We start from the raw sequence: 21,257 nt of genomic DNA, 5'->3' as shown, positions 1-21,257 counted from the left end.
TTAGCAAAAATGAGAATAAAACGTTCAGGGACACCGTCACTCATTTTTGCCAATACAGCCAGTGGTTATTACTGGCTGTATAAGGCTAATTGACGTTATTAAGCTTGGTTACTTCAATTAGTTAAATTTAAACATACTGCCTAAGCTTTCCAGCCCTGATTTATTCGTTTTAGCAATACATTGGGTATTATCGAGTGACTGTTTGGTTTTTTCATCTGCCAAACCTGTGACGGTGAGTTTATTTTCTTGTTGATATTCAGTGAGTGCAATAACCGTTGCGCGATCGTATTTTACATCTTCTGTTTCAAACTCTTCGTAATGAGGTTGGTTTTTTAAGTAGCCCAAGCAGACTAAGTTTAGACGAGACATTGCCAAGTCCATTTTTTCGTAATGGGGCATTCTATGAGTGGGCACTGTGACTGACGGTGTGTTTGCGACGGCGGTTTTTGCGCCAGTTGCTTTTGCTGTCACTCTTAGAGGGGCTGGAGCAGAGTGTCCTGTAGCAATGGTGTTATCACTATTGTAGCGATAGTAAGTGCTTGGTACTTTGCTTTCTAAAAACTCGACGGCTTTAACAATCACTTCTCGTAAGGCTTTTTCTTTAGGGGTGTTTGACCATCCGCTGAGATTACCCCCGACGAGTGCGCCGCCAAAGTTAGTGGCTGCGGAGGTGAAGTCAAAGTCCTTACTTCCGCCTTCTACGCTGGTGGCTGCCAGAATACGCGAAGTGCGTGTGTCGATTAAGCGTAGATCAATTGCCATATGCGAGCCTGAGAAGCCTGCCGATACCGAGCTAAACACATCACCAATAAAGCCGCCACTGCCAACACTGGCACCTGAGCTGTCGTCATCAAATTCGGTTACTGCGGCCACAACCACAATTTCAGCCCCTTCAATTTCACCGTAAGCCGCCCCCGATGCAGCGCTTACTCTTCCAGAGACCGCTAAATCTTGCTCTGACAAGACGGCATCAAGTGCTTGACGCTCTAATACAATAAAACGGTTCGTACTGACCAGCGCAGTCGTTAATTGATCTGCCATGCCTTCACCAATTTCTTTTCGCCACCATCGTGAATCATTTGATTTATCAGTAAAGCGCGCCACGGCAATACGTGCTTTTGGACCGTTATACTGTTGCTGTGCTACTTCATTCACATTTGGACTGTTTTGATTTGTTGTTGAAGTTGTTGTGCTTTGGCATGCGCATAATGCAGCACTGAGTAAGGCCACCGTAATTGTAGGGTATTTTTTAGCGAACATTTGATTTCCTTAACTTATATCCATGCAGTAAATAAACGTCATAACGAGGAGGCAAAGTTATGAACGATAGTATGGATAAGCTATAAAAATCAGTGCTTTATTAATAGTACATATGCGAAGACTTTATTCACTTAGGCGAAAATCAGGCTGTTTCTGATGCTTTTCTCTATATTGCTTCGGCGATACACCAAAGTGTCCTTTGAAGCTGCGAGCAAAATAGCTTTGAGAACTAAACCCATTATTTTCTGCTATTAAGCCTATGGCTAATGAACTTTCTATTAGCTGTTTAGCTGCATACTCAATACGTGTGTTACGTAAATAGTCAGAAGGGGTGAGTGAATACAGTGCTTTCATTTTTAACTGCAGTGCCCGAGGGCTTAAACACAGTGCTGATGCCAGCTGTTCAATTGAAAACTGATCCGACTGATAGTTTTCTCGGACCACCTTTTTAAGCTTCTCTGTAAATACAGAGTCTTTAGTTTGCACCGTAACGTACTCATTATTGTCGCTTTGTATCTCAGAGGTAAGTTGAGCCGCTAAGTGTTGATTTAGTAAATAACGCAAACTGAGCAGGCCTTTTACTTTGCTTAGTAAAATAGACGGTTCAAAGGGTTTACTTAAAAAGTCGTCAGCCAGTAAATCAAGGCCTTTTAAACGGCTAGGCGTGTCAGCTTTGGCAGATAATAATAAAACCGGTATATGACTGGTCGCGTTATCAGCACGAAGCTTCGCAAGCATTTGGTATCCGTCCATGTTAGGCATCATAACATCACTGATAATAAGGTCGGGTAATTCAGACTGACAAAGTGACAAGGCTTGGTGGCCATCGTAAGCACAGATGCAATTGAATTGCTCACTAAATAGTGACAAGAGCAGCTCACTCATATCACTATTGTCTTCAACAATCATGAGTGTTTGCCTTAAGCCAGGTTGGGTGGTGACCGTTGGCAAGTTTTGTTTTGTTGCACTGATAACTGTAGGCAGCGAGACCGTAAAACAGCTGCCCTGCGCTGGCGAGCTGGTTAGTGATATTTCACCGCCATAATCCTCGACCAGTTGTTTCACTAATGTAAGCCCAATACCACTGCCGGTTTCTGAACATGTGTCTAAGCGAGTAAACCTTTCGAATATTTTCACCTGTTGGTCTTTTGCAATGCCAATTCCTGTGTCGGACACGCTGATATGCGCGAGGTTATCGCTGTGATGTAAACACACTCGAACCTCACCGCCTGCCGGAGTATATTTAAGCGCATTACTGACCAGGTTACTGACGATAGAGTGCGCATGATTAGGCGCGATATTTATAGTGCACACAGTTTCACAGTGATCTTGAAAATTAAATTTAAGCTGTTTTTGGGCGAATAGCGGCGCAAAGTCATCGATGAGATCGGTTAAAAAAGTCGTTAATGAATAAGCGGATACATAATGCACGGCCGTACTGGGTCGTTTGCTCAGTTGCAGTAGTTGATTTATTAAGTCAAGCAAGCGTTGGCAATTACGTTTTATGCTTGCTAATTGCGATTGAGCCTGCGAACTGTGGGTGGACTGCTGTAACTGGCTAATGGGAGCCAGAATCAAGCTCAATGGGGTTTTAAGTTCATGACTTATATTATCTAAGAACTGATCTTTTAATTTATTTAACTCAATTTCTTTTTGTTTTTGCTGTTCGGCCAGCTTGCGCTGATAAATTGAACTAATAACCAGCCATGCTAATGTCATTGCACATAGTGTGTAAGATAAATAAGCGACATTGCTTTGCCACCAAGGTGGAACAACCTTCAGTTCGAGTAGGGTGGTACCCTCACTCCACTGCCCATATTGATCCCTTACTTTTAGCTGTAATTGATAATGTCCAGCAGGAAGCTGCGGGTAGTTTATTTGACGTTGCGATGCATCATTATATAAAAACTGTTGGTCAAACCCCGCTAGTTTATAGCCATATTGATAATGCTTTGGTGTGGCGGCGTTATTCAATGCACTAAATTTAAAGCCAATAACTCCCGCTGATTTTGCGAAAGAGAACGTGTTTGTCGCATTGATCAGCGTGTCGGTGCTGTGGTCAAAAAAATCAGTGCTAATTTCACGGTTATTAAGCAATAACTCGGTTAATACGGGAGTGGGGGGAGTGTGATCTAAGGTGAGTTTGTCAGGGTAAAACTGATTAAAACCATTTATCCCGCCAAAGAATAGCTCGCCATCTGTCGCTTGAAAACTAGCCCCAAGAATGAAGGATTGATGCTGGATTCCATCTTCAGGTAAAAACGGTTGTATGCTGCCCGTTATTGGATGATAACGCGTTAATCCACCATTGGTAGCTAACCATAAATAGCCTTGTTTATCGGCTAAAATGTCAAAAATATTGTCATTTACTAGGCCATGTTGCTCGCTAATATGCTCCACATCAAAGTTTTGTTTATTGACTTTGTTGAGGCCTTGCATTGTGCCGACCCACAGCGTTTTATCGTCGCTGAGTAATAACGACGTGACCATGTTATGGCTCAGACCTGTGCGTTCATTAAGTAATGTAAATTGCTCTGTTTCAATGGAAAACTTATTGAGTCCCGCACGCGTACCCACCCACAAAGCGTGATCATTCTTATCATACGCAAGTGTGAAAACGGTATTATTGGCTAAGCTGTTATGGGTTGCATTGTGCTGATAATGGGTCACTGTTTCTGAATCTGGATCAAAGCGAGTTAATCCCTGGTTACTACCGAGCCACACTATGCCGTCTTTATCACTCTCAATTGCATAAACGCGATCACTGCTAAGCTGGTGGCTTTGCATGGTATAGCTGACAAAATCATCGCTTTCATCTTGGTATTTAAGAAGCCCGCCGCCGTATGTCCCAACCCACAATTGCTGCCTTTTATCCTCATGTAAGCTAAATATGTTGGTATTGGGTAAGCGGGTTGTATAGTGCTGATAGCCTTGCGGTATCGCACGATTTAAACCCTCGCGCGTGCCAACCCACAACTGGCCATTTTTACGTTTAATAATCGCACGAATAAAATTATGCGTGAGAGAGTGAGGGCTTGACGTTGTGCTTTGATGTCCAAATTGTTGCTGTTTCGGATCGTATCTGTGTATACCAAAACCATCGGTCCCAATCCAAATAATTCCTTGCGGGTCTTGATATAGAGAGAGTAAGTAATCATTTTTGAGTCCGTTAGGCTTTTGTACATCATGACGATAGTGTGCAACGTCAGTGTATATATCTGCCCCCGCAGCTAAAAAGTATACGCCTTGCCCATAACTTGTTAGCCACAGGTTATGCTGATTGTCGAGAAGACTGTCAGTGATCCAAACTCCCTTAAATTGCGGCAATTCGAAAGATGTCTCTGTATCGATTGAAAATATATACAGCCCTTGTTTTGCACCGATGAGCAATTGATTTGAACTTAACTTGTTAAGATGCCAAAGTGGCGAGGTGAGGGCGATGTCATGTTTAAATTGTTTGGTTTTAGGGTTAAACGACATCAGACCATGGCTGGTTGCAAGCCACAGGGTATTTTGTACTGCAATAATGTCTCTGATGACAATGTTTTGTTGTGTATTTTCAGCAACCTGATAAGTCTCAAATTGCTGCGCTGCAATATCAAAGTAGCTGAGTGTGCCTTGTTCATGACCCAACCATATATTGCCACTCTTATCAAAAGCCAAAGACCATATTTTATCATCACTGAGTTGTGGGTTTGTAAAGGTCGAATAGGTGTAAAATTGGCCCGTGGTGGGATCAAGCCGGTTTAGTCCTTTACTGGCTGTTGAAAACCAAAGGTCGTTATCAGTGCCTTTTAAGCATGCGGTAATCCAATTACCGGAAATACTGGTCGCTGAAGTATGTGCTTTAAAGCGTTTAAATTCATAGCCATCAAATCGATTGAGCCCTCCTTGTGTGGCAAACCACTGAAACCCTTGCGCATCAGTGAGACTGCAATTAATGGAGTTTTGACTTAAGCCATGCTCGCTATCAAAGCTGTTTAAGTGAAGTGATTGCGCACTTACAACATGACTTTTCAGAACAGCTAAGCTGAAAAATATTAGGCATAATAGGGTGTTTAAATGCTGCACAGAGATCCATCTTGTTGGTGTTTTTGTTCCTTTATTAGGCTGATAGTAAACTGCTTTTTAATCAATGTTAATATTGATTTTTATACTAACAGGTGAGATTTTAACTTCTGGGTATCTTTTACTCTTGTGTTAATGAATTGCGTAAGTATAATAGGCATCCACTTTGCAGGGGCGTAGTTCCAATTGGTAGAACAGCGGTCTCCAAAACCGACGGTTGGGAGTTCGAATCTCTCCGCCCCTGCCACTTTTTACACAATAAGTGTGGAGTCTGAAATTAAAAATCGGTTTAAATAAGTCTGTTTTTAAGTTTAGATTTTAATGGATTAACCCTGCCTTCGCGCAGGGTTGTTGTGTCTGTAGTTAAGGTAATAATATTATGAGCACGAATGTAGAAACACCATCAAGTGCGATGGATTCAGTTAAGTGGATTGTAGCGATTGCGCTACTTGCAGGCGCAGTAGTTGGTAATCACATGTATGCAGATCAGTCTGTATTGTTGCGTGCTATTGGTGTAGTAGTCGCTGTTGCAGCGGGTTTAGGCATTGCCTCACTAACAGAAAAAGGTCGTACATTTTTAGCATTTGCTAAAGAAGCACGTATCGAAGTACGTAAAGTTGTGTGGCCAACACGCCAAGAAACAACCCATACGACATTAATTGTAATGGTTGCAACTGTGATTATGGCACTTATCCTTTGGGGATTAGATGGCATTTTATTCCGCGCCGTAGGCTTTTTAACTGGATTGGAGATCTAATCCCATGTCGGATGAGAAGAACGAAAAGAAACTACGTTGGTACGTAGTACAAGCTTTCTCTGGTTATGAGAAGCGTGTTGCACAAACTATTCTTGAGCATATCAAGATTGAAGGTTTGGAAGATAGTTTTGGTGAAGTATTAGTACCAACGGAAGAAGTTGTTGAGATGCGCGCAGGTCAAAAGCGTAAATCTGAGCGTAAATTCTTCCCAGGTTATGTACTTGTACAAATGGACATGAACGATGCAAGCTGGCACTTAGTAAACAGCACTGCACGTGTAATGGGCTTTATTGGTGGTACGTCAGATCGTCCAGCGCCAATCAGCCAAAAAGAAGCAGATCGCATCTTAAACCGTCTTCAAGAGAACTCTGAAGCACCTAAGCCAGCTACATTATTTGAGCCAGGCGAAGTTGTTCGTGTTATCGATGGTCCATTTGCTGACTTCAGCGGTGTTGTTGAAGAAGTGGATTACGAAAAGAGCCGCGTAAAAGTATCGGTACTTATCTTTGGTCGTTCTACGCCAGTTGAGCTTGAATTTGGTCAAGTTGAACAAGACAAGTAAGATAAAAAATTAAAGCAGCCAAAATCGTTTAATATTTTGGCAATATGCTTGAAAAAGGCCGTTGATTAACTTATAATCAGCGGCCTTTTTGTGTTAGGGCAAGTAGTAACTTGTTTTATCACATAAAGTGAGAACCAATTTTTAAACTGGGAAGCCGTTAGAGTACGCGTCCTCGCGCGCACAAGGCTATGACCCACCAAATGAGGTATTTATTATGGCTAAAAAAGTTGAAGCTATTATCAAGCTACAAGTTGCCGCTGGTATGGCTAATCCTAGTCCTCCAGTAGGTCCAGCACTAGGTCAGCACGGTGTAAACATCATGGAATTCTGTAAAGCGTTCAACGCACGTACAGAATCTATCGAAAAAGGCGCTCCAGTTCCTGTAGTGATCTCTGTTTACGGCGACCGTTCTTTCACGTTCGAAATGAAAACGCCACCGGCTGCTTACTTACTTAAGAAAGCTGCAGGTATCAAATCAGGCTCTGGCCGTCCTAACACTGAAAAAGTGGGTACAGTAACTCGTGCTCAACTTGAAGAAATCGTTGAGACAAAACGACCTGACCTTACAGCAGCTGATATGGACGCTGCAGTTCGCACTATCGCAGGTTCTGCGCGTGCGATGGGCTTGAACGTAGAGGACTAAGATAATGGCAAAATTAACTAAACGTATGCGTACAATCCGCGAAAAAGTGGATGCGACTAAAGATTACGAAATCAACGAAGCAGTTGCTCTTTTAAAAGAGTTAGCGACAGCTAAATTCGTAGAAAGTGTTGACGTTGCTGTTAACCTTGGTATCGATGCTCGTAAATCTGACCAAAACGTTCGTGGTGCAACTGTACTACCTAACGGTACTGGTCGTGACGTTCGTGTTGCTGTATTCACTCAAGGCGCTAATGCAGAAGCTGCAAAAGAAGCCGGTGCTGAATTAGTGGGCATGGAAGATCTTGCTGATCTAGTTAAGAAAGGCGAGATGAACTTTGACGTTGTTGTTGCATCTCCAGACGCTATGCGCGTTGTTGGTCAACTAGGTCAAATCTTAGGTCCACGTGGTCTAATGCCAAACCCTAAAACTGGTACTGTAACACCTAACGTTGCAGAAGCAGTTAAAAACGCGAAAGCAGGTCAAGTTCGTTACCGTAACGACAAGAACGGTATCATCCATACTACTATCGGTAAGGTTGATTTCACTGCTGAGCAACTTCAACAAAACCTTGAAGCTCTTATTGTTGCGCTTAAGAAGGCTAAACCTTCTCAAGCAAAAGGTACTTACGTGAAGAAAGTAACTATCTCTACAACAATGGGCGCAGGTGTTGCTGTTGACCAAAACTCTCTAAGCACAACTGTTGCTTAATTAAGAGTTTACATGGCGCGAAATTTGAACTATAATTTTGCGCCATTTTGTTGAGAAAGTTAATTTCAAAACAAGTAAAGAATTCGGGTTGAAGTCCATAATTTCGTACGCCTTCGGGTATAAACGATAAATTGGGCTTCCGTCCAAGACCGTAGGCGGCTTCGGCCTTAATATTTTTACCTACGTAGACGGTGTGAATCCCCAGATAGATTTTTCCTAATCTTCTGGCTCTCGCCGTAAAAAGCATCTCCATCATTGATGGGGAAGAGTAGAACAGGGAAGCCAATATCGGCGACCCATTAAACCAGGAGTAACACCCATGGCTTTAAATCTTCAAGGCAAAAAAGCAATTGTTGCTGAAGTCAACGAAGCAGCCACTGGTGCTCTTTCTGCAGTTGTTGCAGATTCTCGTGGTGTAACAGTTGGTGCTATCACTGCCCTTCGTAAAGAAGCTCGTGCAGCTGGTGTATGGATGAAAGTTGTTCGTAACACTTTAGCTAAACGTGCTGTTGAAGGAACAGATTTTGAGTGCCTTTCTGACTCATTTGTTGGTCCAAGCTTAATCGCTTTCTCTTCAGAGCACCCTGGTGCTGCTGCGCGTATCTTCTCAGATTTCGCGAAGAAGAACGAGAAATTCGAAGTTAAGACCGCTGCATTTGAAGGTAACGTAGTAGACGCAGCTATGCTAGCAACTCTACCTACTTACGACGAAGCTGTTGCACGCTTAATGAGCGCTATGAAAGAAGCGTCTGCTGGCAAATTGTGTAAAACAATTGAAGCAGTACGTGTACAGAAAGCTGAGCAAGCTGCTTAATTTTAAGCTGTTTTTTTGTTCACTTTCGGTGTAATATTTTTTTTGGACTAAAATTAGTCCGTAATAATTAGGAAATTTGTAATGTCTGTAACTAAAGACCAAATCCTTGATGCTATTGCTGAAATGTCAGTAATGGACGTTGTTGCTCTAGTTGAAGCAATGGAAGAAAAATTCGGCGTAACTGCAGCAGCTGCTGTTGTTGCTGGTCCAGCTGCTGAAGCTGCTGAAGAGAAGACTGAGTTTGACGTAATCCTTACTGGCGCTGGCGCTAACAAGGTTGCTGCAATCAAAGCTGTACGTGGTGCAACTGGTCTTGGCCTTAAAGAAGCTAAAGCACTTGTTGAATCAGCTCCTGCACCTATCAAAGAAGGTGTATCTAAAGAAGAAGCTGAAGCGCTTGCAAAAGACCTTACTGAAGCTGGTGCTGAAGTTGAGGTTAAGTAATCTAGCTTACGCTAGGTTCGCTGCCTGAGTAATCAGGCAAGGGCTGGTGATTATTTAATCACCGGCCTTTTTGCGCTATGGAGCGATGTTTTCCTATAGTGCAAATAAAATCTAATTTTCTCTTTATTTTCAAGTTGTTACCTGTAAAGGTGTTGAAAGTAGCAGAGTGAACTAGAACAACAATTTAATGTTGTACATCTTGGCATAGATGCCAGTTAAGTCTGTTCTTACAAGAACAGGTCGGGTCAAAGATCAGCAAGCTGAGGAACCCCATGGCTTACTCTTATTCTGAAAAGAAACGTATCCGTAAGGATTTTGGTAAACGTCCACAAGTTTTGGATATACCTTTCTTACTGTCGACGCAGTTAGAATCGTTTAAAAAATTCTTAGTCCCTGACGCTGATGGCGATCACGGTTTGGAAGCTGCTTTCCGTTCTGTGTTTCCGATCAAAAGCTACTCGGGAAATTCTGAGCTTCAATACGTAAGTTATCGTATTGGTGAGCCAGTATTCGATGTAAAAGAATGTCAAATTCGCGGTGTGACTTATTCTGCTCCACTTCGCGTAAAATTGCGTCTTGTGGTGATGGACAAAGAAGCACCAGGCACAGTTAAAGACATTAAAGAGCAAGAAGTTTACATGGGCGAAATTCCGCTCATGACTGATACCGGTACCTTTGTAATCAATGGTACAGAGCGTGTTATCGTTTCTCAGCTACACCGTAGCCCTGGTGTATTCTTTGATAACGACCGCGGTAAAACTCACTCGTCAGGTAAAGTACTTTATAACGCGCGTGTAATTCCTTACCGTGGTTCATGGTTAGACTTCGAGTTTGATGCAAAAGATAACCTATATGTACGTATTGACCGTCGTCGTAAATTACCGGCGTCAATTATCTTACGTGCACTAGAGTTCTCTACAGAAGAAATCTTAGATATCTTCTTCGATACTACTGCGTTTGAAGTAACTGACGGTAAAGTTCTTATGGAACTAGTGCCTTCACGTTTACGTGGTGAAACTGCCGCTTTTGATATCAAAGGCGATGACGGTGAAGTCCTTGTTGAAGCGGGTCGTCGTATTACTGCGCGTCACATCAAGAACATCGAGAAAAAAGGTATTAACCAATTAGAAGTACCGCATGAGTACATCATTGGTCGTGTTGTAGCTAAAAACTACGTTGATGAGTCAACGGGTGAGATCATCGCTAACGCGAATGACGAGCTATCACTTGAGCTAATGGCTGAGTTGGTTAAAGCAGGTCACACTAAGATTGATACGTTATATATCAATGAAGTTGACAGCGGCGCCTACATGTCAGATACCCTTCGTATCGACACAACAAGCAACCGTTTAGAAGCATTAGTAGAAATTTATCGCATGATGCGCCCAGGCGAGCCACCGACGAAAGACGCGGCTGAAGCCTTATTTGATAACTTGTTCTTCTCTGAAGAGCGTTATGATTTATCAACAGTTGGTCGTATGAAGTTCAATAGCCGTGTAGGTTATGACACTGATACAGGCCCTGGCACATTATCGAAAGAAGACATCGTAGCTGTTATGAAAGTGCTTATCGCTATTCGTAACGGTGTTGGCGATGTTGATGATATCGACCACTTAGGCAACCGTCGTATCCGTAGCGTTGGCGAAATGGCTGAGAATCAATTCCGTGTTGGTCTAGTACGTGTAGAACGTGCAGTACGTGAGCGTTTAAGCTTAGGTGACCTTGATGCGGTAATGCCACAAGATCTTATTAACGCTAAGCCAATTTCGGCAGCGGTTAAAGAGTTCTTCGGTTCGTCTCAGTTATCACAGTTCATGGACCAAAATAACCCGCTTTCAGAAGTAACGCATAAGCGTCGTATTTCTGCATTAGGCCCGGGTGGTTTAACACGTGAACGTGCTGGCTTCGAGGTGCGAGACGTTCACGTAACCCACTATGGTCGTGTATGTCCAATCGAAACACCTGAGGGTCCAAACATCGGTCTAATTAACTCATTGTCTACGTACGCACGTACAAACGACTATGGTTTCTTAGAAACACCTTACCGTAAAGTGGTAAACGGTGTTGTAACTGATGAAGTTGATTACCTATCAGCCATTGAAGAAGGTCAGTTTGTAATCGCTCAGGCGAACTCAAACTTGAACGATGACAATGAGTTTGTTGATGAACTAATTCCATGCCGTCACAAAGGTGAATCAACCTTTATGGGCAAAATGGACCAACAATATATGGACGTATCACCACAACAGGTGATCTCTGTAGCGGCCGCGCTTATCCCGTTCCTAGAACACGATGATGCGAACCGTGCATTGATGGGTTCAAACATGCAACGTCAAGCAGTACCAACACTTATCGCGGACAAGCCGCTGGTAGGTACAGGTATCGAGCTTACACTAGCAAAAGATTCTGGTGTAACGATCGTTGCTAAGCGTGGTGGTGAAGTAATGTATGCCGATGCAAGCCGCATCGTTGTAAATGTAAATGAAGATGAGCGCGTTCCAGGTGAAGCGGGCATCGATATCTACAACCTTACTAAATACACACGCTCAAACCAAAATACATGTATTAACCAGAAACCAACGTGTATGGTTGGTGAGCCGGTTACACGTGGCGATGTGTTAGCAGATGGTCCTTCGACTGACTTAGGTGACTTAGCACTAGGTCAAAACCTTCGCGTGGCATTCATGCCATGGAATGGTTATAACTTCGAGGATTCAATCCTACTATCAGAGCGCGTAGTTCAAGAAGATCGTCTAACGACTATCCACATTCAAGAACTACAATGTATCGCACGTGATACTAAATTAGGTCCTGAAGAGATCACAGCAGATATCCCTAACGTAGGTGAATCTGCACTAGGCAAGCTTGATGAATCAGGCGTTGTTTATATCGGTGCTGAAGTAAAAGGCGGCGATATCCTAGTAGGTAAAGTGACTCCGAAAGGCGAAACGCAATTAACACCAGAAGAAAAGCTACTACGTGCGATCTTCGGTGAGAAAGCGTCAGACGTTAAAGACAGCTCTTTACGTGTACCAAACTCTGTAACAGGTACCGTAATCGACGTACAAGTTTTCACCCGTGACGGTGTTGAAAAAGATAAGCGTGCGTTAGAAGTTGAAGACATGCAGCTTCGCGAAGCGAAGAAAGACTTCAACGAAGAGTTCCGTATCTTAGAAGCCGGTGTATTAGACCGTGCTCGTAAGCTACTTGTTGACGCTGGTCTGAACGCAGACACAATTGCATCACTTAATGCTGAAAAGCTGCTTACTCAAAGCCTTGCTCAAGAAGACAAGCAATCAGAGCTTGAGCAACTAGCTGCCCAGTACGATGAGCTTAAAGCTGAATACGATAAGAAGTTTGAAAACAAACGTCGTAAGATCACTCAGGGTGATGACTTAGCACCAGGCGTACTTAAAATTGTTAAAGTATACCTAGCTGTTAAACGTCGTATCCAACCGGGTGATAAGATGGCGGGTCGTCACGGTAACAAAGGTGTTATCTCGACTATCGTACCAGTAGAAGATATGCCATACGATGACAAAGGTCGTACGGTAGACATCGTTCTGAACCCGCTAGGTGTACCATCACGTATGAACATCGGTCAGATCCTAGAAACACACATGGGTCTTGCTGCACGTGGTGTGGGTGAGCGCATTGAAGAAATGATGAAAGAGCAGCGTGAACTGCACGAAATCCGTAGCTTTGTTAAGAAAGTTTACGATTTAGGTGATTGTCGTCAGAAAGTCGATATCGACTCATTCTCTGATGATGAAGTTCGTCGCTTAGCTGAAAACTTGAAAGGTGGTTTACCGATCGCAACTCCAGCCTTTGATGGTGCTCGTGAAAGCGAAATCAAAGACTTACTAGAGCTTGGTGGTTATCCAAGAAGCGGTCAAGTTACACTTTATGATGGCCGTACTGGCGATCAGTTTGAACGTCAAGTAACCGTTGGTTACATGTACATGCTGAAACTTAACCACTTGGTTGATGACAAGATGCACGCGCGTTCAACTGGTTCTTACAGCCTTGTTACTCAGCAGCCGCTGGGTGGTAAAGCGCAGTTCGGTGGCCAGCGTTTCGGTGAGATGGAGGTGTGGGCACTAGAAGCTTACGGTGCTGCATATACACTACAAGAAATGCTAACAGTGAAATCGGATGACGTGAACGGTCGTACTAAGATGTATAAGAACATCGTAGATGGTAACCATAAGATGGAACCAGGTATGCCAGAATCGTTCAACGTATTGTTGAAAGAAATCCGCTCACTGGGTATCAACATCGAGTTGGAAGAAAATTAAGCCATTTAGGTGCGGCATAAGCCGCACCTGTTAGGCCGAATAGAATGTAGGGGCGAGTTATTCGCCCTCAAGATTAACCTCCGACAGGAGAGCTAAGGTGAAAGACTTACTTAAGTTTCTGAAGCAACAAAATAAGACCGAAGAATTCGATGCAATTCGCATTGGTCTTGCTTCGCCAGATATGGTTCGTTCATGGTCATACGGTGAAGTAAAGAAACCTGAGACAATCAACTACCGTACTTTCAAGCCTGAGCGCGACGGCTTATTCTGTGCCCGTATCTTCGGCCCAGTGAAAGATTATGAGTGTTTATGTGGTAAATATAAGCGCCTTAAGCACCGTGGTGTTATTTGTGAAAAGTGTGGCGTTGAAGTAACGCTGACTAAAGTGCGTCGTGACCGTATGGGTCATATTGAGCTTGCTAGCCCAGTTGCGCATATTTGGTTCTTAAAATCATTACCGTCACGTATCGGCTTAATGCTAGACATGACACTTCGTGACATCGAGCGCGTACTTTACTTCGAATCATTCGTGGTAACTGAGCCGGGTATGACAACGCTTGAGCGTGGTCAGCTTTTAGGTGAAGAAGAGTACCTAGATGCGCTAGAAGAGCACGGCGATGAGTTTGAAGCGAAGATGGGTGCAGAAGCAGTATTAGACTTGCTTCGTGAACTTGATCTTGGCCAATTAATTGCTGAAATGCGTGAAGAGTTACCAACAATTAACTCTGAAACGAAGCGTAAGAAGATCACTAAACGTCTTAAATTAATGGAATCGTTCCACCAATCAGGTAACAACCCTGAGTGGATGATCATGACAGTACTTCCAGTATTGCCACCTGATCTACGTCCATTAGTACCACTAGACGGTGGTCGTTTTGCGACATCTGATCTAAATGACCTTTACCGTCGTGTTATTAACCGTAATAACCGTCTTAAGCGTCTATTAGATTTAGCGGCACCAGATATTATCGTACGCAACGAAAAACGTATGTTACAAGAAGCGGTTGATGCGCTACTTGATAACGGTCGTCGCGGTCGTGCGATTACAGGTTCTAACAAACGTCCTCTTAAATCGCTTGCTGATATGATCAAAGGTAAGCAAGGTCGTTTCCGTCAGAACTTACTTGGTAAACGTGTAGATTACTCTGGTCGTTCTGTAATCACAGTAGGTCCTACGCTTAAACTACACCAGTGTGGTCTTCCTAAGAAGATGGCACTTGAGCTGTTTAAACCATTTATCTACGGCAAACTTGAGCGTCGCGGCATGGCTACGACTATCAAAGCAGCGAAGAAGATGGTTGAGCGTGAAGTGGCAGAAGTATGGGATGTATTAGACGAAGTAATTCGTGAACATCCAGTGTTACTTAACCGTGCACCAACACTTCACCGTTTGGGTATCCAAGCGTTCGAACCTGTGCTAATTGAAGGTAAAGCGATTCATTTACACCCATTAGTATGTGCGGCGTACAACGCTGACTTCGATGGTGACCAAATGGCGGTACACGTACCGTTAACGCTTGAAGCACAGTTAGAAGCACGTGCTCTAATGATGTCTACAAACAACATTCTGTCTCCAGCGAATGGTGAGCCAATCATCGTTCCTTCACAGGACGTTGTATTAGGTCTTTACTACATGACGCGTGATCGCATTAATGCGAAAGGCGAAGGTGCAGTATTTAAAGATCCTAAAGAAGCTGAAAAAGCATACCGCAGCGGCAACGCTGAGCTACATGCGCGCGTAAAAGTACGTATCAGCGAGACAATTAAGAATGAAGAAGGTGAAGCAGTTGATTACGTTACTATTGTTGAAACAACAGTAGGTCGTGCGATTCTTTCACTTATCCTACCTAAAGGCATGCCGTTTGAGCTAATCAACCAAGCCCTAGGTAAGAAACAGATTTCTGGCTTATTAAACGAGTGTTACCGTCGTCTAGGTCTTAAAGATACTGTTATCTTTGCTGACCAAGTAATGTACACCGGTTTCCACTACGCAATGAAGTCAGGTGTTTCAATCGGTATTGATGACTTAGTTATCCCACCGGTTAAAGCAGAAATCATTGAATCAGCGGAAGCTGAAGTAACTGAAATCAACCAACAATTCCAATCAGGTCTTGTAACGGCTGGTGAAAAGTACAATAAAGTTATCGATATCTGGTCACGTGTAAATGAAAACTTATCACGTGAGATGATGGCGAACTTATCAAAAGACACGGTAATCAACGCGAAAGGTGAAGAAGAAGAGCAATCTTCATTCAACTCAGTGTTTATGATGGCCGACTCTGGTGCACGTGGTAGCGCCGCTCAGATCCGTCAGTTAGCGGGTATGCGTGGTCTAATGGCACGTCCAGATGGTTCAATCATCGAGACACCAATCACGGCGAACTTCCGTGAAGGTCTAAACGTACTACAGTACTTCATCTCAACGCACGGTGCGCGTAAAGGTCTTGCCGATACAGCACTTAAAACAGCAAACTCGGGTTACTTAACGCGTCGTCTAGTAGACGTTGCACAAGACTTAGTAATCAACGAAGACGATTGTGGCACAGAAGATGGCTTAACAATGAAACCGCTTATTGAAGGTGGTGACGTTGTAGAAGCACTTCGCGAACGTGTACTTGGTCGTGTTGTTGCTGAAGATGTTGTTATTCCTGGTACTAACGAAGTACTTGTTGAGCGTAACATTATGCTTGACGAAAAACTGTGTGACCTTTTAGAAGAGCACTCAGTGGATGAAGTACGCGTTCGTTCAGTTATCACCTGTGATAATGACTTTGGTGTATGTGCTAAGTGTTACGGTCGTGACCTTGCGCGTGGCCACATCATCAATCCAGGTGAGTCAGTAGGTGTTATCGCGGCACAATCAATCGGTGAGCCGGGTACACAGCTTACAATGCGTACCTTCCACATCGGTGGTGCGGCATCTCGAGCGTCTGCTGAGAACAGTGTACAAGTTAAAACTAACGGTACATTGAAGTTACACAATGCGAAGTACGTATTAAACACAGACGGTAAGATTGTTATCACGTCTCGTTCAACAGAGATCACTATCATCGATAGCTTTGGTCGTGAGAAAGAGCGTTATAAAGTACCTTACGGTGCCGTGTTAACAGTACAAGATAATTCGGAAGTTCAAGGTAACGATATCGTTGCGACTTGGGATCCGCATAGTCACCCAATCGTTCTTGAGCATAAGTCAAAAATCTCGTTCAGCGATATTGATGACTCAAATACCGAAGCACAAACAGATGAGTTAACTGGTTTAACACGTGTGGTTGTTAAAGACTTAGGTAAAGTAAATGCGAAAGAACCTAAACTAATCATCGAAAGCGATGAGCGTGGTCTGCAAGAAACACGTCTTCCTTCATTCACAACGATTGAAGTAACAGACGGCGCGACAGCAAACCCAGGTGACGTACTTGCACGTATTCCGCAAGAAGGTTCGAAGACTCGTGATATCACGGGTGGTCTACCTCGCGTAGCTGACTTATTCGAAGCACGTAAGCCGAAAGATCCTGCAATTCTTGCAGAAATCACCGGTACGATTAGCTTCGGTAAAGAAACGAAAGGTAAGAAGCGTCTTGTAATCACGCCAGCAGAGGGTGACGCATACGAAGAGATGATTCCTAAATGGCGTCAACTTAACGTGTTCGAAGGTGAGCAAGTGTCTAAAGGTGAGGTTATCGCCGATGGTCCAGAATCACCACATGACATCTTACGCCTACGTGGTGTAACTCATGTTGCAAACTATATCGTTAACGAAGTGCAAGAGGTTTACCGCTTGCAGGGCGTTAAGATCAATGACAAGCACATTGAGACAATTATTCGTCAGATGCTACGTAAATGTATCATTCTTGACGGCGGTGACACTGAGTTCTTAGCCGGTGAACAAGTTGAAGTGGCACGCGTTAATATCGCGAACCGCGACCTTGAAAAGCAAGGCAAGATCCCAGCTAAATTTGAAATCCAGTTAATGGGTATCACTAAAGCGTCACTTGCAACAGAATCTTTCATTTCAGCAGCCTCGTTCCAGGAGACAACACGTGTCCTTACTGAAGCCGCTGTAAATGGTAAGAGCGATGAGCTTCGTGGTCTGAAAGAGAACGTAATCGTGGGTCGTCTGATCCCAGCCGGTACTGGCTTTGCGTATCACCAAGACCGTTTGAACCGTCGTAAGCAAGGTGAAATCATCGAAGAGCAGACTGTTAGCGCTGAAGAGGCAACTCAAGCATTAACTGACGCACTTAATGCTGATATCTCTGGAAACCAATAATCTCAACTTAATCAATAGATTAAGTAGTCGCGAGGCAGTTATCTGCTGCCTTGCGATGAGTTAAGGTTGACAGGTTAAACTTTGCTCATTAAAATTCCGCCACCCATTTGCCTGCACGTTTTGTAACGAGCATGTAAACAGGGCGGATTTTTTATTTTTTCAGTAGTAATTTTAATTTCAGGAGCTATTTAAATGGCAACTATTAACCAGCTAGTGCGTAAGCCACGTCGTAGCAAGGTTACTAAAAGTAACTCAGCTGCGCTTAAAGCGTGTCCGCAAAAGCGTGGTGTATGTACTCGCGTATATACAACTACACCTAAGAAACCAAACTCTGCATTACGTAAAGTAGCGCGTGTACGTTTAACAAACGGTTTCGAAGTAACATCTTACATTGGTGGTGAAGGCCACAACCTACAAGAGCACAGTGTAATCCTAATCCGTGGTGGTCGTGTTAAAGACTTACCAGGTGTGCGTTTCCACACTGTTCGTGGTGCACTTGACTGTGCAGGCGTAAGCGACCGTCGTCAAGCTCGTTCTAAATACGGTGCTAAACGCCCTAAGGGCTAATGGTTCTCCGTTAGTAAGGCCAAGCACTAAATTTTTAAATTAATTGTTTTGGGTATTGACTCTAAAAGAGCAAACCTGAAGATACCGGAGATACAAAATGCCTAGAAGACGCGTAATAGGTCAACGTAAAATTCTTCCAGATCCTAAGTTCGGATCGGAACTTCTTGCTAAATTCGTTAACGTAGTAATGTTAGACGGCAAGAAATCTACTGCTGAAAAAATCGTTTATGGTGCGTTAGACGTGGCTGCTGAGAAATCAGGCAAGTCGCACCTAGAAATCTTTGAAGCTGCACTTGATAACGTTCGCCCACAGGTAGAGGTTAAATCTCGCCGTGTTGGTGGTTCAACGTACCAAGTACCAGTTGAAGTACGTCCAGTACGTCGCAACGCATTAGGTATGCGTTGGTTAGTAGACGCTGCACGTAAGCGTGGCGAAAAATCTATGGGCTTACGTTTAGCTCAAGAAATCGTTGACGCTGCTGACAACAAAGGCACTGCGGTTAAGAAACGTGAAGACGTTCACCGTATGGCTGAAGCGAATAAAGCATTCGCTCATTACCGTTGGTAATCTGCCCTTAACCTTTAAGAGGATTTTATGGCACGTACAACTCCACTTGAGCGCTATCGTAATATAGGTATTTGCGCTCACGTAGATGCAGGTAAAACCACCACAACAGAACGTGTTCTGTTCTACACCGGTCTTTCTCATAAGATTGGTGAAGTACATGATGGCGCTGCAACTATGGATTGGATGGAGCAGGAACAAGAGCGTGGTATCACAATCACTTCTGCTGCAACAACGTGTTTCTGGAAAGGGATGGACGCGCAGTTTGACGACCATCGTATCAATATTATTGATACTCCAGGGCACGTAGATTTCACTATCGAAGTAGAGCGTTCTTTACGTGTACTTGATGGTGCGGTAGTTGTTCTTTGTGCTTCATCAGGTGTACAGCCGCAAACTGAGACAGTTTGGCGTCAAGCGAACAAATATGAAGTTCCTCGTATGATCTTCGTAAATAAAATGGATCGCACTGGCGCTGACTTCTTAACGGTTGTTAGTCAGGTGAAATCTCGTCTTGGAGCAACGCCTGTTCCAATTCAGCTACCAATTGGTGCTGAAGACGATTTTAAAGGTGTTATTGACCTCATTAAGATGAAAGCCATTAACTGGAATGCCGAAGATCAAGGCATGACTTTCTCTTATGAGGCCATTCCGGCAGACCTTCTTGAGCTTGCAGAAGAATGGCGCTCTCACTTAGTTGAAAGCGCTGCTGAAGCGTCAGAAGAGCTAATGGATAAATATCTAGAAGGTGAAGACCTGACCGAAGCTGAAATTAAATCAGCGTTACGTCAGCGTACATTAGCAAACGAAATTGTTCCCATGACGTGTGGTAGCGCATTTAAAAATAAAGGTGTTCAAGCTGTGCTTGATGCTGTTATTGAATATATGCCTGCGCCAACACAAGTGAAACAAATCCAAGGTATCATTGAAGATGGTACTGAGGAAGAGCGTCCTGCTGATGACAACGCACCGTTTGCAGCACTTGCTTTTAAGATTGCGACAGACCCGTTCGTTGGCACCTTGACCTTCTTCCGTGTTTACTCTGGTACTGTTAAACAGGGTGACGCGGTATACAATCCAGTTAAAAGTAAGCGTGAGCGACTTGGTCGTATCGTTCAGATGCATTCAAACTCACGTGAAGAGATCAAAGTAGTCTATGCAGGCGACATCGCAGCGGCTATTGGTCTTAAAGACGTAACAACAGGTGAAACACTGTGTGATCCGAACTCTATTATTACGCTTGAGCGTATGGAGTTCCCAGAGCCAGTTATCTCTGTTGCGGTTGAGCCTCGCACAATCGCTGACCAAGACAAGATGGGTATTGCACTAGGTAAACTAGCAGCAGAAGATCCATCTTTCAGAGTACAAACTGACGAAGAATCAGGCCAGACTATTATTTCTGGTATGGGTGAACTTCACCTTGATATCATTGTCGACCGTATGAAACGTGAATTCAGTGTTGAATGTAACGTTGGTAAGCCGCAGGTTGCATACCGTGAAGCTATCCGTTCAACTGTTGAAGTTGAAGGGAAGTTCGTACGTCAATCAGGTGGTCGTGGTCAATATGGTCACGTCTGGCTTAAACTTGAACCGATGGATATTTCGGACAACGACGCCCCAATTTACGAATTCGTTAACGAAGTCGTTGGTGGTGCCGTTCCAAAAGAATACATCCCTGCGGTAGATAAAGGCATCCAAGAGCAAATGGCTCAAGGTGTGCTGGCAGGCTACCCATTACTTGGCGTTAAAGCGACTTTATATGATGGTTCATTCCATGATGTAGACTCGAATGAGATGGCATTTAAAATTGCAGGTTCAATGGCGATGAAGAAAGGGGCGCTTGAAGCAAACCCTGCTCTTCTAGAACCAGTAATGAAGGTTGAAGTTATCACTCCTGAAGCAAACATGGGTGATGTAGTTGGTGACTTAAACCGTCGCCGCGGCATGATCGAAGGCATGGAAGAAGCATTCGGTGGTCTTAAGCAAATTAATGCACAAGTGCCACTTTCTGAAATGTTTGGTTATGCAACTGATCTGCGATCTGCAACACAAGGCCGTGCATCTTACTCTATGGAGTTTTTAAAGTATGCAGAAGCCGCTAAGAATGTTGCAGATGCAATAATTGCAGCTCGCGCTGTTATATGATTTAGCTTGTCTGGCCCAATAGTGGGTCAGGCGTTAATTTCTTTATAGGAATTTTTTAAGATGGCAAAAGAAAAGTTTGAACGCGTAAAACCGCACGTAAACGTTGGTACAATCGGCCACGTTGACCACGGTAAAACTACCCTAACTGCAGCAAT

Annotated in this window: 14 protein-coding genes and 1 tRNA gene; 13 read left to right on the top strand and 2 right to left on the bottom strand. The window is 43.7% G+C overall.

Annotated elements, in window-relative coordinates:
* Positions 1-117 precede the first annotated feature (117 nt).
* On the bottom strand, positions 118-1,260 hold the full coding sequence (locus tag ACSSVW_RS19915) for a CsgG/HfaB family protein (protein WP_065978257.1): 1,143 nt from the start codon (positions 1,258-1,260) through the stop codon (positions 118-120).
* A 123-nt stretch (positions 1,261-1,383) separates the two neighbouring features.
* Positions 1,384-5,331 carry a two-component regulator propeller domain-containing protein gene (locus tag ACSSVW_RS19910; RefSeq protein ID WP_454180025.1) on the bottom strand — a complete coding sequence of 1,316 codons (3,948 nt, stop codon included), beginning with the start codon at positions 5,329-5,331 and terminating at the stop codon, positions 1,384-1,386.
* A 167-nt stretch (positions 5,332-5,498) separates the two neighbouring features.
* Between ACSSVW_RS19910 and ACSSVW_RS19905 the strand changes: the two genes are divergently transcribed.
* The 13 genes from ACSSVW_RS19905 to ACSSVW_RS19845 all read left to right on the top strand — a co-directional run.
* A tRNA-Trp gene (locus ACSSVW_RS19905) sits at positions 5,499-5,575 on the top strand.
* Positions 5,576-5,707: 132 nt separating this feature from the next.
* Complete coding sequence (gene secE, locus ACSSVW_RS19900) at positions 5,708-6,085, top strand: preprotein translocase subunit SecE (protein WP_036971579.1); 378 nt, start codon at positions 5,708-5,710, stop codon at positions 6,083-6,085.
* Between the two features lie 4 nt (positions 6,086-6,089).
* The gene (gene nusG / locus ACSSVW_RS19895; protein ID WP_036971577.1) at positions 6,090-6,647 is read left to right on the top strand and encodes a transcription termination/antitermination protein NusG; all 558 of its coding nucleotides are present in this window, start codon (positions 6,090-6,092) and stop codon (positions 6,645-6,647) included.
* 214 nt (positions 6,648-6,861) lie between these two features.
* Positions 6,862-7,290: a 50S ribosomal protein L11 gene (gene rplK / locus ACSSVW_RS19890; protein ID WP_036971575.1), complete on the top strand. Its 429-nt coding sequence runs from the start codon at positions 6,862-6,864 to the stop codon at positions 7,288-7,290.
* A 4-nt stretch (positions 7,291-7,294) separates the two neighbouring features.
* On the top strand, positions 7,295-7,999 hold the full coding sequence (gene rplA, locus ACSSVW_RS19885) for a 50S ribosomal protein L1 (protein WP_036971573.1): 705 nt from the start codon (positions 7,295-7,297) through the stop codon (positions 7,997-7,999).
* Positions 8,000-8,318: 319 nt separating this feature from the next.
* Complete coding sequence (gene rplJ, locus ACSSVW_RS19880) at positions 8,319-8,813, top strand: 50S ribosomal protein L10 (protein WP_036971571.1); 495 nt, start codon at positions 8,319-8,321, stop codon at positions 8,811-8,813.
* Between the two features lie 81 nt (positions 8,814-8,894).
* Entirely contained in the window at positions 8,895-9,257 is a 363-nt protein-coding gene (gene rplL, locus ACSSVW_RS19875) for a 50S ribosomal protein L7/L12 (protein WP_036971568.1), read from the top strand.
* 272 nt (positions 9,258-9,529) lie between these two features.
* Positions 9,530-13,555 carry a DNA-directed RNA polymerase subunit beta gene (rpoB, locus tag ACSSVW_RS19870; protein WP_036971565.1) on the top strand — a complete coding sequence of 1,342 codons (4,026 nt, stop codon included), beginning with the start codon at positions 9,530-9,532 and terminating at the stop codon, positions 13,553-13,555.
* Between the two features lie 97 nt (positions 13,556-13,652).
* Entirely contained in the window at positions 13,653-17,825 is a 4,173-nt protein-coding gene (gene rpoC / locus ACSSVW_RS19865; RefSeq protein WP_036971561.1) for a DNA-directed RNA polymerase subunit beta', read from the top strand.
* A 192-nt stretch (positions 17,826-18,017) separates the two neighbouring features.
* Entirely contained in the window at positions 18,018-18,392 is a 375-nt protein-coding gene (rpsL, locus tag ACSSVW_RS19860; protein WP_002958885.1) for a 30S ribosomal protein S12, read from the top strand.
* Between the two features lie 97 nt (positions 18,393-18,489).
* The gene (gene rpsG / locus ACSSVW_RS19855) at positions 18,490-18,960 is read left to right on the top strand and encodes a 30S ribosomal protein S7 (protein WP_036971557.1); all 471 of its coding nucleotides are present in this window, start codon (positions 18,490-18,492) and stop codon (positions 18,958-18,960) included.
* Positions 18,961-18,987: 27 nt separating this feature from the next.
* Positions 18,988-21,102: an elongation factor G gene (fusA, locus tag ACSSVW_RS19850; protein WP_036971554.1), complete on the top strand. Its 2,115-nt coding sequence runs from the start codon at positions 18,988-18,990 to the stop codon at positions 21,100-21,102.
* Positions 21,103-21,162: 60 nt separating this feature from the next.
* Positions 21,163-21,257 (top strand): GTP-binding protein (locus ACSSVW_RS19845; RefSeq protein WP_021032652.1); only part of this gene is annotated, 95 nt, incomplete at its 3' end.

This window comes from Pseudoalteromonas sp. MBR-15 (assembly GCF_053628915.1).
Note: the sequence above shows the minus strand (reverse complement) of the source record. Positions and strands in the feature narration are given on the sequence as shown.

Excerpts from the sequence above, each read along its gene's own strand:
- ACSSVW_RS19915 (WP_065978257.1), bottom strand. The coding sequence starts at position 1,260 with ATGTTCGCTAAAAAATACCCTACAATTACGGTGGCCTTACTCAGTGCT.
- secE (WP_036971579.1), top strand. The coding sequence starts at position 5,708 with ATGAGCACGAATGTAGAAACACCATCAAGTGCGATGGATTCAGTTAAG.
- rplA (WP_036971573.1), top strand. The coding sequence starts at position 7,295 with ATGGCAAAATTAACTAAACGTATGCGTACAATCCGCGAAAAAGTGGAT.
- fusA (WP_036971554.1), top strand. The coding sequence starts at position 18,988 with ATGGCACGTACAACTCCACTTGAGCGCTATCGTAATATAGGTATTTGC.
- rplL (WP_036971568.1), top strand. The coding sequence starts at position 8,895 with ATGTCTGTAACTAAAGACCAAATCCTTGATGCTATTGCTGAAATGTCA.
- rpoB (WP_036971565.1), top strand. The coding sequence starts at position 9,530 with ATGGCTTACTCTTATTCTGAAAAGAAACGTATCCGTAAGGATTTTGGT.
- rpsL (WP_002958885.1), top strand. The coding sequence starts at position 18,018 with ATGGCAACTATTAACCAGCTAGTGCGTAAGCCACGTCGTAGCAAGGTT.
- nusG (WP_036971577.1), top strand. The coding sequence starts at position 6,090 with ATGTCGGATGAGAAGAACGAAAAGAAACTACGTTGGTACGTAGTACAA.
- rpsG (WP_036971557.1), top strand. The coding sequence starts at position 18,490 with ATGCCTAGAAGACGCGTAATAGGTCAACGTAAAATTCTTCCAGATCCT.
- rplK (WP_036971575.1), top strand. The coding sequence starts at position 6,862 with ATGGCTAAAAAAGTTGAAGCTATTATCAAGCTACAAGTTGCCGCTGGT.
- rplJ (WP_036971571.1), top strand. The coding sequence starts at position 8,319 with ATGGCTTTAAATCTTCAAGGCAAAAAAGCAATTGTTGCTGAAGTCAAC.